Source organism: Acinetobacter sp. BY419, from assembly GCF_019038395.1.
Lineage (GTDB): Bacteria > Pseudomonadota > Gammaproteobacteria > Pseudomonadales > Moraxellaceae > Acinetobacter.
On record NZ_JAGFXZ010000010.1, the window covers coordinates 73,042 to 87,863 of the forward strand.

13 protein-coding genes and 1 pseudogene are annotated in these 14,822 nt (G+C 42.6%); 5 read left to right on the forward strand and 9 right to left on the reverse strand.

The genetic code is table 11. From position 1 onward, the window contains the following. Window positions 1–102: 102 nt before the first annotated feature. The 3 genes from alaS (at window position 103) to csrA (ending at window position 4,645) form a co-directional block, all read left to right on the forward strand. A complete protein-coding gene (alaS, locus tag KUG37_RS05840) occupies window positions 103–2,796 on the forward strand; it encodes an alanine--tRNA ligase (protein WP_216937433.1) in 2,694 nt (897 codons plus the stop codon). 63 nt (window positions 2,797–2,859) lie between these two features. Beyond that, complete coding sequence (locus KUG37_RS05845; RefSeq protein ID WP_216937434.1) at window positions 2,860–4,140, forward strand: aspartate kinase; 1,281 nt, start codon at window positions 2,860–2,862, stop codon at window positions 4,138–4,140. A gap of 250 nt (window positions 4,141–4,390) precedes the next feature. Next, complete coding sequence (csrA, locus tag KUG37_RS05850; RefSeq protein WP_216937437.1) at window positions 4,391–4,645, forward strand: carbon storage regulator CsrA; 255 nt, start codon at window positions 4,391–4,393, stop codon at window positions 4,643–4,645. A gap of 92 nt (window positions 4,646–4,737) precedes the next feature. On the opposite strand, the gene rnhB is transcribed toward csrA, so the two are convergent. The 3 genes from rnhB to KUG37_RS14830 all read right to left on the reverse strand — a co-directional run bounded on the left by rnhB (window position 4,738) and on the right by KUG37_RS14830 (window position 5,958). Further along, window positions 4,738–5,331 (reverse strand): ribonuclease HII, encoded by a 594-nt coding sequence (gene rnhB / locus KUG37_RS05855; RefSeq protein WP_216937438.1) that lies wholly within the window; start codon window positions 5,329–5,331, stop codon window positions 4,738–4,740. A 59-nt stretch (window positions 5,332–5,390) separates the two neighbouring features. Further along, window positions 5,391–5,762, reverse strand: coding sequence for a hypothetical protein (locus tag KUG37_RS05860; protein ID WP_216937440.1), 372 nt, complete (start codon window positions 5,760–5,762; stop codon window positions 5,391–5,393). A gap of 70 nt (window positions 5,763–5,832) precedes the next feature. Next, window positions 5,833–5,958: a hypothetical protein gene (locus KUG37_RS14830; RefSeq protein ID WP_302052335.1), complete on the reverse strand. Its 126-nt coding sequence runs from the start codon at window positions 5,956–5,958 to the stop codon at window positions 5,833–5,835. Between the two features lie 23 nt (window positions 5,959–5,981). On the opposite strand from KUG37_RS14830, the pseudogene KUG37_RS05865 reads away from it, so the two are divergent. Further along, a pseudogene (locus tag KUG37_RS05865) lies at window positions 5,982–6,441 on the forward strand (cytochrome b). A 43-nt stretch (window positions 6,442–6,484) separates the two neighbouring features. Here the strand turns inward: KUG37_RS05865 and KUG37_RS05870 are convergent. The 4 genes from KUG37_RS05870 to yaaA form a co-directional block, all read right to left on the reverse strand. Continuing rightward, the gene (locus KUG37_RS05870) at window positions 6,485–6,832 is read right to left on the reverse strand and encodes a hypothetical protein (RefSeq protein WP_216937442.1); all 348 of its coding nucleotides are present in this window, start codon (window positions 6,830–6,832) and stop codon (window positions 6,485–6,487) included. Window positions 6,833–6,885: 53 nt separating this feature from the next. Further along, window positions 6,886–7,887, reverse strand: coding sequence for an adenosine deaminase (locus KUG37_RS05875; RefSeq protein WP_216937444.1), 1,002 nt, complete (start codon window positions 7,885–7,887; stop codon window positions 6,886–6,888). 77 nt (window positions 7,888–7,964) lie between these two features. After that, window positions 7,965–9,287 carry an NCS2 family permease gene (locus KUG37_RS05880; RefSeq protein WP_216937446.1) on the reverse strand — a complete coding sequence of 441 codons (1,323 nt, stop codon included), beginning with the start codon at window positions 9,285–9,287 and terminating at the stop codon, window positions 7,965–7,967. A 1,211-nt stretch (window positions 9,288–10,498) separates the two neighbouring features. Further along, window positions 10,499–11,281, reverse strand: coding sequence for a peroxide stress protein YaaA (yaaA, locus tag KUG37_RS05885; protein WP_216937448.1), 783 nt, complete (start codon window positions 11,279–11,281; stop codon window positions 10,499–10,501). A gap of 123 nt (window positions 11,282–11,404) precedes the next feature. On the opposite strand from yaaA, the gene KUG37_RS05890 reads away from it, so the two are divergent. Continuing rightward, complete coding sequence (locus KUG37_RS05890) at window positions 11,405–12,037, forward strand: alpha/beta hydrolase (RefSeq protein ID WP_216937450.1); 633 nt, start codon at window positions 11,405–11,407, stop codon at window positions 12,035–12,037. Between the two features lie 38 nt (window positions 12,038–12,075). Here KUG37_RS05890 and KUG37_RS14705 read toward each other — a convergent pair whose 3' ends face one another. Continuing rightward, on the reverse strand, window positions 12,076–12,468 hold the full coding sequence (locus KUG37_RS14705; RefSeq protein ID WP_254202627.1) for a GNAT family N-acetyltransferase: 393 nt from the start codon (window positions 12,466–12,468) through the stop codon (window positions 12,076–12,078). A 299-nt stretch (window positions 12,469–12,767) separates the two neighbouring features. Then, window positions 12,768–14,822 (reverse strand): autotransporter domain-containing protein (locus KUG37_RS05900; RefSeq protein WP_216940296.1); only part of this gene is annotated, 2,055 nt, incomplete at its 5' end.

Below are 14,822 nucleotides of genomic sequence, written 5' to 3' on the forward strand. Positions count from 1 at the left end.
TTGGCGTTTTAAATTTTTAAGCCCCGCATTGCAGCAGAGCTCTCTTGTGCTTGTCAGACTGTGGTGCTTTAGCCAAATCGGAAATTATGGAGTGACTTGGTTGTGAGTACTCGTTTTATGACATCAGCTGAAATTCGTGAAGCATTTTTGCGTTACTTTGAATCGCAAGGGCATACACGTGTCGCGTCGAGTTCACTAGTACCCGCCAACGATCCAACTTTACTGTTCACCAATGCGGGTATGAACCAGTTTAAAGATTGCTTCTTAGGTCTAGAAAAACGCGATTATGTCCGTGCAGTGTCATCACAAAAATGCGTACGCGCAGGTGGTAAGCACAACGACTTGGACAATGTAGGTTATACCGCACGTCACCACACCTTCTTTGAAATGCTGGGTAACTTCTCATTTGGTGATTACTTCAAACGTGATGCGATCAAATTTGCCTGGGATTTTCTGACTGGCGACGACTGGTTGGCACTACCAAAAGACAAATTATACGCAACGGTTTATCACACCGACGATGAAGCCTTTGATATCTGGAACAAAGAAATCGGTCTGGATGCCAGCCGCATTATCCGCATTGGCGATAATAAAGGTGGTCAGTACGCATCAGATAACTTCTGGGCGATGGGTGATACCGGTCCTTGCGGTCCATGTTCTGAAATCTTCTTTGACCATGGCGAGCATATCTGGGGCGGCCTGCCGGGCACGCCTGAAGAAGATGGCGACCGTTTCATCGAAATCTGGAACAACGTTTTCATGCAGTTTAACCGTACTGCAGATGGCGTACTACACCCGCTTCCAGCGCCGTCTGTTGATACAGGCATGGGCCTGGAGCGTATTTCTGCAGTTTTACAACACGTAAACTCAAACTACGAAATCGATCTATTCCAGCATTTACTCAAAGCTGCAGCTGAAATCATCGGTTTAGATACCACTGAAATTGAAGCAAAAGCGCAAGCAGAAAACAAACCGCTCGACTTCCCTGCCTCTTTAAAAGTGGTGGCTGACCATGCACGTTCGTGCTGCTTCCTGATTGCTGATGGTGTCAATCCATCAAATGAAGGTCGTGGGTATGTATTGCGCCGCATTATCCGCCGTGCAGTTCGTCACGGTAACAAGCTGGGTGCAACTGGTGCATTCTTCTATAAGATGTTGCAGCCTTTGATTGAAGTGATGGGCGAAGCATATCCAGAACTTGAAGCAAATAAAGCACGTATCGAAGCACAACTTCTGAAAGAAGAAGAACAATTTGCCAAAACACTTGAGCAAGGTCTGAAATTGCTTGAAGGCGAATTGGCACAGCTAAAAGGCTCTGTGATTCCAGGTGAAGTGGTATTCAAGCTTTATGACACTTATGGCTTCCCGACTGACTTGACTGCAGATATCGCACGTGAACGTGGCTTAACGATTGATGAAGCAGGCTTTGAAGTGGAAATGGCTGCACAGCGTCAACGTGCTCGTGAAGCAGGCAAATTCGCAATCGATTATAACAGCGTTGTGAAAGTTGAAGGCGAAACGCGATTTGAAGGTTACGATGCAACTGTCGGTGAAGGTCAAATTATCGCGATCTATAAAGATGGCGAGCAAGTTGATGAAGTGGTTGAAGGTGATGAGGCACTGATCGTTCTCAACCAGACCCCTTTCTATGCCGAAAGCGGTGGTCAGATCGGTGATACAGGTATCTTCAAAAATGATACAGGTATTTTCGAAGTTCAAGATACCAAAAAATCTGGTGGTGCATTTGTACACCAGGGTATCGTGACCATGGGTAGTCTGAAAGCTGCACAAAAGGTGGAAGCCATTGTAAAAGCAGAGATTCGTGCTGCAACTGCGCGCAACCACTCTGCAACTCACCTGCTACATGCTGCGTTACGTCAAGTTTTAGGTTCACATGTCCAGCAAAAAGGCTCATTGGTTGCATCTGACGTGTTACGTTTTGACTTTGCCAATGACCAACCTGTAACGTTTGAACAGCTGCAAGAAATTGAGCGTTTGGTCAATGCTGAAGTGATTGCCAATACTGCGGTGTCTACTGAACTTCTGGATATCGAATCTGCCAAAGCCAAAGGCGCGATGATGCTGTTCGGCGAGAAATACGGTGACGAAGTACGTGTACTGTCTATGGGTTCTGTGATCGATGAGAAAAACTTCTCGATCGAGCTTTGTGGTGGTATTCACGTAAAACGTACCGGTGACATCGGGCTGTTCAAAATCACTTCTGAAGGTGGTGTTGCTGCTGGTGTGCGTCGTATTGAAGCAGTGACCGGTACCAAAGCAGTTGAAGTGGTACAGAAAGTTGATCGTGATGTTCAATACATCAATGGTTTACTAAAAGCACAGAATCATCAAACAGTGGAAAAAGTTGAAGCTGTCGTTGATACTGCACATCAATTGCAAAAGCAAATTGAACAACTCAATCAAAAACTTGCTAGCCTGCAAGCCGGTGAACTTCTAAGCCAAGTTCAAACCATTGCAGGTCGTGCAACCTTGATTACAACTATCGAAAATATGGACGCGAAATCACTTCGCAACCTGCATGACGGTGTGAAATCAAAATTAGAAAATGCAGTAATTGTGCTTGCGGGTGTAGAGGGTGACAAGGTGAGCTTGATCGCATCTGTAGCAAAAGACTTTACTGCTTCTATTAAAGCAGGTGACATCATCAAGCATTTAGCGACTGAGCTAGGTGGTAAAGGTGGTGGTAAACCTGACTTGGCACAAGGTGGCGCGCCACTTAACGAGAAGTTTGCTCCAGTGATGGCAGATTTAACTACCTGGCTTGCAGCAAAATAAACTTCAATTTTGTGTAACTGACCCTGATAGGTACATCAGGGTCATGGCTTATATGGAACAACTATGGCATTGATCGTTCAAAAATATGGCGGTACTTCTATGGGTACCCCCGAGCGCATTTTAAATGTTGCTCGTCGTGTGAAGCGCTGGCATGACAACGGCCACAAGGTGGTGGTCGTGGTCTCAGCAATGAGTGGTGAAACCAATCGTTTGCTCGCTCTCGCAAAAGCCATTACCGAAACCCCTGACCCACGTGAACTTGACCAAATGGTCTCTACCGGTGAACAGGTAACGATTTCCATGTTAGCGATGGCGCTCAATTCCGTGGGCGTTGAAGCTAAATCCCTGACCGGTCGCCAGGTTGGGATTAAAACCGACAGCGCATTCACCAAAGCCCGTATTGAATCGATTGATACTGATGTCTTGACTGCAAACCTAGACGCAGGTCGTGTCATTGTGGTTGCAGGCTTCCAAGGCTTTGATGCTGAAGGCAATACGACGACTTTAGGCCGTGGTGGTTCTGATACTTCAGGTGTGGCACTTGCGGCAGCCTTAAAAGCAGACGAATGCCAGATTTATACCGATGTCGACGGTGTCTATACCACTGACCCGCGTGTGACTCCTAAAGCCAAAAAAATTGATCGTATTTCTTTTGAAGAAATGCTGGAAATGGCCTCTTTAGGTTCTAAAGTTCTACAGATTCGTGCTGTGGAATTTGCCGGTAAATACCAGGTACCTTTACGCGTATTATCAAGCTTCGATAACGATGATGATGGCGCATTTGACGAAGATTTTAAAAATAACGTCGGAACACTCATTACGACTGAATTGGAAGACAATATGGAAAACCCAATTATCTCTGGTATCGCGTTTAATCGTGACGAAGCAAAATTAACGATTTTAGGTGTTCCTGATGAACCAGGCATTGCGTCTAAAATCTTGGCCCCAATCGGTGCAGCCAATATCGAAGTCGATATGATTATCCAAAACGTAGAAGAAGACGGTACGACCGACTTCACGTTTACTGTAAATCGTAGCGAACTGGCTAAAGCAAAAGCCATTTTAGAAGCGACTGCAACTGCAATAGGCGCACGTGAAGTTGCAACCCGTGACGATATCGTCAAAGTATCGATCGTGGGCGTGGGCATGCGTTCACATGCAGGTGTGGCGAGCAAAATGTTCACCGCCCTCGCAGACGAAGGAATTAATATCCTGATGATCTCAACCTCTGAAATCAAAATTTCAGTAATTATTGAAGAGAATTATCTGGAACTTGCTGTTCGTTCACTACATACCGCATTTGGTTTAGACCGCGAACAAGGTGAATCTAGCGTACGCGCTTAACAGCAAATACGAAATATTGTCATTGTTTGACAGTATTTTATAAATCTCTACAAAAATTCAGAGCCACTATAGTTTTTTTTATAGTGGCTCTGTTATATTAACCCTGAGGATTTTTAAAAAACTGAGATAGAGTAAAATCTTTCACCTCGAAGACAGAATTTCTATCCAGATTTTATTTTTTAATTTTTGGTTGTGCTTTTTGTTTTACATTCAATAAATTGCAGGTTTTGCATTTTGCAAGGAGAGAAACATGCTGATTTTGACTCGACGCGTCGGGGAAACTTTAATGATCGGAGACCAAGTCAGCGTGACTGTACTTGGTGTAAAAGGTAACCAGGTTCGTATTGGGGTCAATGCTCCGAAAGAAGTCTCTGTGCACCGTGAAGAAATTTACCAGCGTATCCAGCATGAACGTGCAATGCATGAACATCTTCAGCAGATCGATCAAGATTTCCAACCTTCGTATGAAGAGGATAATCAAACACAAAATAACTTTAACCGTTAATTGTGTAAAAATGATAAAGCGGCTTATAAGCCGCTTTAAATTTATCTGAGATTTGATCTAATACCAGATAAAGTACTGAGAACACCCAAAACCTACTGTTCTCTAGCCTGCTGTTCGAGTAGTGCTGCCACTACTTTTTTCACTGGTCCAAAACTGCGACGATGTTCATCAATTATGCCATGTAAGGCAATTGCTTCAAAATGCGCCTTAGTCGGATAGCCTTTGTGCTTGGCGAAACCAAATTGCGGATACTCCCGATCCATCTCAATCATCTGATGATCTCGGGTCACCTTGGCCAGAATACTGGCTGCTGAAATTTCAGCATGCAGCGCATCACCGCCAATGATGGCATCACAACTCATCATCAGGCCTTGAGGGACTTTATTGCCATCCACCAGCACATGCTCAGGTTGAATCGGCAAGGCTTCTACTGCGCGGCGCATAGCCAGTAAAGAGGCCTGTAAAATATTATGTTCATCAATCTCTGCCGCAGAGGCTTCAGCAATGGCCCATGCCAGTGCTTTTTCCTGAATCTCGATAAAAAGTTTTTCACGCTTCTTTTCAGTGAGTTTTTTAGAATCATTTAAACCCACAATCGGGTTATTCGGATCTAAAATAACTGCTGCAGCGACGACTGAACCGACTAATGGCCCCCGCCCTGCTTCATCTACACCCGCAATTTTCATGTCTTTTTTTCCATAAAAAATAGGCTGAACCGGTCAGCCTATTTCAATTTAATCTTGGCTTAGCTTACAGCTTCAGCCACACAAGCGTTAATGGTTTTTGCAACCACATTTCCAACAATCGTAGCACGTGCTGCCGGGTCAATTGCTGCAGTCGCCAAATCTACCGCTGTTACGCTTTGTGGCGCTTTTTCGCTGACACAGCCACAAATTTCAGACTGGATATTCTGTTTTTGCGTGGTAGTCATTAAACGTGTTGCTGTTTGCCAGGCTGGAATATTATTCAGTTCAGTCGTACATTTTGCATTGATCGCGATTTTAAGCGCAGCCCCACCCAGTTGCTGAGTCGCTGTTTGTGTTTCAGGGCTACCTGTTATTGCACAAGCCGATAAAACCAGAGTAAGCGGAGCCAGTGCAGCCAATAATTTTTTCACAGATTTGTTCCTTGTTTATTCATATATGAAGCGTGTCGCTATTGTGCCGAAATTCACCTGAATAGGAAATCTAAAAATCATTCAGAATGTTTAAATCTGCACCCAGCCAATCCAGCGGATGTTGCATGGAAGCCACCATAGCGTTGTAGATTCGGAGTTGCCGAGCTGATTCACCCTTTGCTAAGGGTTCAGCCATTCTTGAGAGCACTAGAAAATTATATGGAAAAAGCACAATATTACACACGCACGGCCAATGGCTGCACTGGAGCATGGCGATTATCTTTATTGCGGCCTGGCTGATTGGTTTTTATAGTGGGAATTTTTTAAGTTATGGCGTCGATGGCAGCTTTAAAGGTGATGTCATTACCCTGCATAAAAATATCGCCATCACCATTATTTTTCTGTTTGTTGTGCGAATCTTCTGGCGCTACACACCCTGCACCACCACTACCTGACAGCATGTCACCTCGGATGAAGACTCTGGCACATGCCGGTCATTTAGCCCTGTATTTCATGCTGATTGCCCTACCTGTCACCGGGTGTTTATATAGCGCTGGAGTCTGAGTTATTCAGCACCGGTGCGGTATTATTTGACGTGCCAGCACTGAAACATCATTTTATCGATAAAGATCACGTATTAACTAACATGATTCGACAATCCCGACCTTCCAAAAAATAATCTGTAAACCCACACTCCATCAGCTTTTATTCAAAAGCTGATTTTATTTTAAAAACTCGGTCATGCAGCCTTTCAGACTGTTTGTAATTGCTTGCTGAGTCAGTTTTGACTTTACTTCTTCATCGAGGGTTGCTTTAAGCAAAGTACTGGCTGGGATATCTTTTAATGCATGTTCACCTACACATGAACACACATTCTGTTCAAGTTCAGCTTTATTTTTATCCTGCATAAAATAGGTTGAAGCTGTCCAAAATTTAGACGCTTTCAGCTCTTTTCCACATTGATATTCAATTACGGGTTTTAAGGTGCGCTGTGTCAAAGTCATATCCGCACTTGTGCAGGCAGATATCAACGCGGTCATGGTGAGCAGGATTATACTTTTCAATTTCATATCAACCTATATAAAACAAAGGCAGAGCGAACCCTGCCTTCTATTTAAAAAACTTAAACCAAGGCACGGATCTGGTTAATCCATTGCTCTTTTTCAGCATCTGTAATAAAAGAGGCTTCAAATGAGTTGATTGCCAGCTGCTTCAAGTCCTCATTGCTTAAATCTAGTGCTTCAGCAATGGCAATAAAATTGTCATTCATATAACCACCAAAATAAGATGGATCATCTGAATTAACCGTGACATGTACGCCTTGCTGCAATAGGCGATGGATATTATGCTGCTGCATATCATCCACGACGCAGAGCTTCAGGTTTGATAATGGACAAACGGTGAGTGGCATCTTTTCTGCGATCAGGCGCTGCATTAACTCCGGATCTTCTTCCGAGCGAACCCCATGATCAATACGATTCACTTTCAGCAAATCCAAAGCTTCCCAGACATATTCTGCCGGGCCTTCTTCACCTGCATGTGCCACCACCAGAAAATCAGCTTCACGCGCTTTAGCAAAGATACGCTCGAACTTTGACGGGGGATGCCCTAATTCACTTGAATCCAGACCTACTGCAATGATCTGGTCCTTATAAGGCAAGGCTTGCTCCAATGTAGTAAAAGCAGCTTCTTCACTTAAATGACGCAAGAAACACATAATCAGATGTGAACTGATACCCAGTTTAGTTTTGGCATCATCACAGGCTTTTTGCAGGCCATTGATCACGGTTTCAAAAGCAACACCACGATCGGTATGGGTTTGCGGATCGAAGAACATTTCAGTATGCACCACATTATCTTCGGCACATTTTTCAAAATAAGCCCAAGCCAGGTCATAGAAATCCTGCTCATGGAGCAGTACATTCGCCCCAGCATAATAGATATCAAGGAAGGACTGAAGATTATGGAAATTATAAGCCTGTTTAACTTCCTCAACAGATTTATACGGGATGGCAATCTGATTACGCTGAGCGATTGCAAACATTAACTCAGGCTCAAAGGTGCCTTCAATATGAACATGAAGTTCGGCTTTTGGTAAAGCTCGAATCAACTCAAGACGGTTCATCGCTTCTCCTCGTGAAACCCTTAAATAATAAAAAAAGGGCGCAAACTGAGTTTACACCCTTTCCAAATCTAGAAAAATTAGCCGCCAAATAATGCGAATTTAAGCGCCCAAAGCACTGCAATAATCCAAACCATATACGGTACAGTTGCTGCCTTACCGGTCAGCAATTTGATCAATGCATAGCTAATAAAGCCCATCGCAATACCATCTGCAATCGAATAGGTAAATGGCATAAATACGATGGTTAAAAATGCCGGTACAGCTTCAGTAATATCTTCCCAGTCAATGTGAATAATACCCTGAATCATTAATACACCGACAAACAACAATGCTGGTGCAGTCGCAAAACTTGGTACAGACTGTGCCAATGGCGCCAGGAACAAACAGGCAATAAACAACAATCCAACCACAACTGCAGTTAAACCAGTACGTCCACCTGCTGCCACGCCAGCAGAAGATTCGATATATGGTGTAGTTGAAGAGGTACCTAGCGCAGCACCTGCAACAATTGCAGAAGAATCCGCAAATAGTGCTTTCTTCAAACGCGGTAATTTGCCATCTTTTAACAGACCGGCCCGGTGTGAAACACCCACTAGCGTACCAGTCGAATCAAACAGATCGACCAGGAAGAAGACAAAAATCACCCCGATCAGGCTGGCAGTAAACAAGCCTTCAAAGTTCATTTGCATGAATGTTGGAGCAAGTGATGGAATTGCGCCGACTACACCCTGGAATTCGTTATAACCTAGCGCAGTTGCAATGGCAGTTACCACCAGAATACTAATGATAATTGCACCGCGGACTTTAAACTGGTGCAATACCACCACAAGTAAAAAGCCTAAAAGTGCCAGTAATACTGAAGGTTGTTTCAGATCACCCAAACCGACTAAAGTGGCTTGATTGTCTACAATAATACCGGCATTTTTTAACGCAACCAGTGCCAGGAATAAACCAATACCGCCCCCAATCGCAAGTTTGAGCGACATCGGAATGGCATTAACAATAGCCTCACGTATTTTGAACATACTGATAGCAATAAAGACCAGACCTGACACAAAGACTGCGCCTAATGCGGTTTGCCAGGGCACCCCCATTCCCAAACATACGGAATAGGTAAAGAAAGCGTTTAAGCCCATACCAGGTGCAAGTGCAATTGGATAATTCGCAATCAGACCCATGACTAAACAGCCAATCGCGGCTGCAAGACAGGTTGCTACAAAGACAGCCCCATGATCCATCCCCGTTTCGGACAAAATCATTGGATTGACAATAATGATGTAACACATCGTTAAGAATGTGGTCACACCGGCAAGAACTTCTGTACGGAAACTGGTTTTATTTTCACTCAGTTTAAACAGACGTTCGAGCATACTTTCTGAAGATGGATTAGGAGTCGTCATGACCTAGCCCCTATTGAGTAAACTTTATGCTTTAAGCATGCCCTCAAATAAATGAAATTTTATAAAAAAATTCATCAATTTTAAGGATGTGTTAGCAACGAATATGCCAGCATAGCCATTTGACGGGTTAAAATGTTGGAACAGCTTACAGCCCCAAGGCTATGCTATAAAAACCCAAAAAATCTAAACAAAAAAGCTGCATAAAAGTTATGCAGCTTTATTTTGTGATTTAAATCAAATGCTTAACAAGATGAAATCTGCTTCATCTTGATCGTGGGCAAATTATAACACATTGATTTCCTATTGCTTCTCAGATTTCACACTTTATTGGAAATTAATATATTTAAAACGCATACTTAAAAAATTTATTATATTTATTATTAATTTAATTTTATCGATTTATTCATATCTTGGGAAAAAAGCGGGTTGAGCATAATTAATGTCGATGTCGATTAGACTCTAGCAATTTGCTTGAATCACGTTTCTCATTTAAGACATGACGAATCTTTTCATATTTTCTGATTTCTGACTGTTTATGGACGCAAAATCCCAATAAACTAATTATTAATGCAAAGACAGGGATAGCATATATTCTCATTTTTATTATGCTGCTTTGTAACACTATGCAGTTATGCTAACAAAAAACCTAACAAACTTGTGGAATATTTTACATTTAACCCGATAAAAGGCACTTTTCAACCCCATACCTATTAGTTCTATGTTTTTTTATTTAGTATTACTTAATTAATTTGTAATTCTTTTTTTCAAAACCATTTTTTGATTAAAACCTTTCCACAATATTAACAAATAATTGTATTTAATATATTTTTTAATTTAATTAAGAGAAATACAATTAAAATAAGCATATGACAATAAAGGAAATCTCATGCATTTAATGAAAAATATTTTGAGTCTATTGATCTAATTTCCCCCTAAAGAACTCATTATGAATGCTCAGGAAAAACAATTTAAATTAATGATATTTTAAGAGTTATTCCAATGTGTCACACAATATTTTTTGTTTTAATTCACCTTGAACCGCTGTTTGATGTTCAAGAATGTTAGATTTGGTATTGTCATAAAGTAGCTCATCTATTCCCCCTTCATATCACCGAGCCAAATCATTAAAAATGGTTCAAATACGCTCCTGATAATACACCCCCATATCCGGCATACATATTCCTCATGCCGGATACGAGGAATTCCCTTATTTATGCACCCAGTCGTTCATCGCGCTTAAACACCAGTTCCCCCTTGAGTGAACTGTCTGCATCGAAATAATAACCATCGATATTAAAAGCTTTTAGCTCTTCCACACGATCAATTTTATTTTCAATCATAAAACGTGCCATAAGCCCCCGAGCTTTTTTGGCATAGAAACTAATCACTTTATATTTACCATTTTTCTGATCCAGAAATACCGGTTTGATAATCTCTGCCTGAATTTTGCGCTCGTTGACTGATTTATAATATTCATCAGAGGCAATATTCACCAGGATTTCAGAATTTGCTGCTGCTAGATCCTGATTAATCAGATTAGTGATGTGATGGCCCCAGAACTCATACAAGTTATGCCCGCGCGAATTGGCCAATTTGGTTCCCATTTCCAGACGATACGGCATCATCAGATCCAGGGGGCGTAAAAGCCCATATAAACCAGAGAGCATGCGTAAGCGATCTTGGGCATAGTGCAAATCTTCATGCTTCAAATTGTAGGCATCCAGACCTGTATAAACATCACCTTTAAATGCAAAAATCGCCTGACGGGCATTGGCTAAATTAAAATCTGGCTGCCAGTCCTTAAACCGTGCGGTATTTAAACTGGCAATTTTTTCACTCACACTCATTAAGCTGGAAATTTCTGTTGCAGAAAGTGTGCGACAAACTTTAATCAAGTCCTGCGAATGTTGTAATAATCTCGCTTGAGTAAATTGGTCGGTCGGTAATGGGCTATCGTAATCGAGAGTTTTGGCTGGAGAAATTAAAGCGAGCATGGCAACCTGGTCAAAAAATGATTAATCAAACTATATCAGTCTGCTTATTTTAATTCCAATTCATGTTTTTATTCACCGTAATCGTTAAAATGCGCGACTCTCCTGTTAATCATCGGTTTTTATATGTCCGAGCAAATTTTTCTTCAAGGACCTGCAGGTCAGATTGAAGTTTTTGTGGATTATCCTCAGGGTGAAGTGAAAGGATTCGCGGTAGTTTGTCACCCCCATCCATTGCAAGGCGGCACACCACAACACAAGGTTCCAGTTTTACTGGCACAAATGTACCTGGAACGTGGTTGTATTGTGTATCGTCCAAGTTTCCGTGGTTCTGGTCAAAGTGAAGGTATACACGACGAGGGCTTTGGCGAGACTGATGATGTATTAGAAGTCATTCGGTTCGCCCGCAACCAGCATATTACCCTGCCTTTTTATGCAGGCGGTTTTAGTTTTGGTGCGCATGTCATGGCAAAGAGCTATGCAGCCTTACCTGTAGAACTGCAACCAAAGCAGACCATTTTATGTGGTCTGCCGACTGCAACAGTTGCTGGTATACGCCATTATGTTACGCCACCAATTAAAGGTGATATTCTCTTCATTCATGGTGAAGCCGATGAAGTGACCCTGTTATCCGATATGATTGAATGGGCGAAACCACAGCGGCATTTAGTGACGGTATTGCCGGGTGCCAACCATTTCTTTACCGGCTACTTAAAGCAATTGCGGATTTCAATGACCCGCTACTTAGCGCTTGGCTAAATAATAAAACCCATCAGATGATGGGTTTTTTATGCTTCTCACACCAGTTTTGCAGTTAAGTCATAAATCACCGCTCGATATTTAGGTTGTTGCACTACATCAACAACCTTCCCACCCAAACGTTCAATGACTTTTCGACTCGCCCAATTTTCTTCGGCTACAAGATAAATCACTCGCTGAAGGTTTAAGTCCTCCAAGGCATAACGAACCAGAGCATCAACCGCTTCATAACCATATTTATGACCATGCTGATTTTCCTTGATCCAAATCCCAAGCAGGGGTACTTCATCCTTTAAACGATGCAAACCACAAAGCCCCATAAATTCCAGGCTTTCCGCATGCCGTATCACAAAAACATACTCTTCATGAGCTGCCATGTTCTCTAGCCAGTTTTGCCATACCGCTGCAAACGCTTGTTCAGATTCTGGCATATCCCATGCCATAAAATGCGTCAGGCTTGGTGTAATCGCAGCATAGGCTTCAGGCTTCTACTGCATCAGATGCATGAAAACAGCTTAGTATAAGACGTTCACTTTTGAGTTGAGGGCGATTTTTAGGGGAGTTATGAATAGGAATGAACTGATTGATCGTATCAACGCTACATAGAAAACGATTCACAAAAGTGTTTAAAATCCGCCTTAGCAGAAGCTGCATAATAATAAAACCTTTATCGTTATTAATCCTTAAGGAATCAAAGATTCCTGAATAGGATCTTTTTTATCCATATGATTTAAAAGCTGTACTTCAAGCCAAGTTGTAACTGGTAGTCACCTGAATCAAGCGCATTACCATTGGCATCACCAAAGATATTCCAGTTTTGACCACCTTGATAGTTAAAGCCCACACCGTACAGGAAGTAATTTTTTTCAAAACTTGGAGGTGTAAAATCAACACTGGTCGCACGATCCACATTCATTAAAAGCGCCACTTTGTCATAATCACGGTTGAAAGCATTTGCATATTCACCATAGCCAGTTAAAACCACACTTGGCGTTAACTTGTAATCCAAGCGAACCCCTACATGAGCTTTGGTTTCAGCTACAGCAACATCACTGACTGATACACCCATTGCATTTGCTTCTGTTACCCCATCGAGGTCAACAGTGTTGTAACTAAGCGCAAGGTAAGGGCTAACATTCAGCTTATCAGCAAGGTAATCATAACCGATCTCACCATATACACCGTATTTGGTTAAATCTGCTTTTGAACGTGATTCCTCAGTGATTTCACCATCGGTAATGAAGCGTTTAAACTCTACATCACCCATGCCAAACTGCATATTTCCCGCCAGATATATACTGTCAGTTGCTTGCCATTTCAGGTAAGCACCCAAGTTGGTCACATCAGTTTCAGCAGTCGCATTGGTATTATCAAAGTCTGATTTATCCTGATACTGACTAACATAAGCCCCCATCGCCAAGCGATCTGAAACCATTGCATCAGCACCCACAGAAACAGTGCTAACCTTAGATTCAACATCATCCCATCCACTCGCAGAATTTTTATTGCTCAGGTAAGAACCATTCAACCAAAGCCCACCCTGACTATTAGACAACAACTGGTAAGAACGCTGTGCAATTTGAGCATTCACCAGAGAATCATTACGCAGCAACACCGATGGAGTTTCAACAAAAATCGCCCCTGAATTAGAGTTCAGAATGGCTTGCGCTGCTTCTCTGGTCGCAACAGACTGGATTGTGCCGACATACTTGGTCAGATCAGTTACCTCACCATTTAAGGCTTGGGTATTCGCCTTATTCATCAATTCGTTCAGAAGCTCACCGGAAACCTCAGAGATACCGCTTGATACCGTACCCGCAGCTACAGTATTCGCATAATCCACATTGACAGTGACCTTGTTGGATTGATGCTCCAAGCCTTTTACCGTCAAGAATGGAGAAATTGACTTGTACTGAGTAAACTCCCCTGTCACCTTATTGGCGGTCAAAACCGTATGCTCGCCTTTGGTCAGGATTTCACGGTTTGCAGCAGACACTTCAAGCGAACCTGCAAGTGCAGCATTGCCTTTAATGGTCAGGTAATGATGCAAATCGTAGTGCAATGTACCTGATTCATCTTGGGTATAATTACCGTTTACGGTCAGACGACCATCAGCAGTAGAAACACGACCACTATTGGTCACAGCACCCACAGAGCCATTACCTGAAAGCACACCACTCTTAATCACCGCTACAGGACTTGTAATTGAGCCAGTGATACGCAGTTTGCCCTTATTCACACTGGTGGAGCCTGTGTAGGTATTTTTCCCTGACAGAACTAAAGTACCGTTACCATTTTTGATCAGCCCCGCATCACCCCCAATATTATTCGAGAAAACACTCATACCCATAACATTGGCATCAAAAGCATCACCAAACTCTTTGCTGAATAATTTGACACCTTTCAGGGCGCCTTCAAGATCTAAATACCCCCATCCAAAGGTACTATTATACAGCTTGTTTGTGCCTGAACCATCGTCTAGATACTGGGCAGTAGTCAGCAAGGTTTGACGTACTTGATCAGCTGTCAACCAGGGATACTTAGACCATACCAAGGCAGCAGTCGTAGTCACTTGAGGTGCAGCAGCCGAAGTACCTGAAAAATAGACCAAACCATGGACTTTATTGCTATAAAGCAGGCCAAATCTGAAATCCGCAACCAAGCACCAGCGAGCAGAATCTCCACAAGCATTCGCTCCTTTACCATCGGCATTACGGAAAAGTTTTTGACCTGTTTCATCCACACCCGTCACACTTATCACGCCTTTTTCAACAGCTTTATTGCC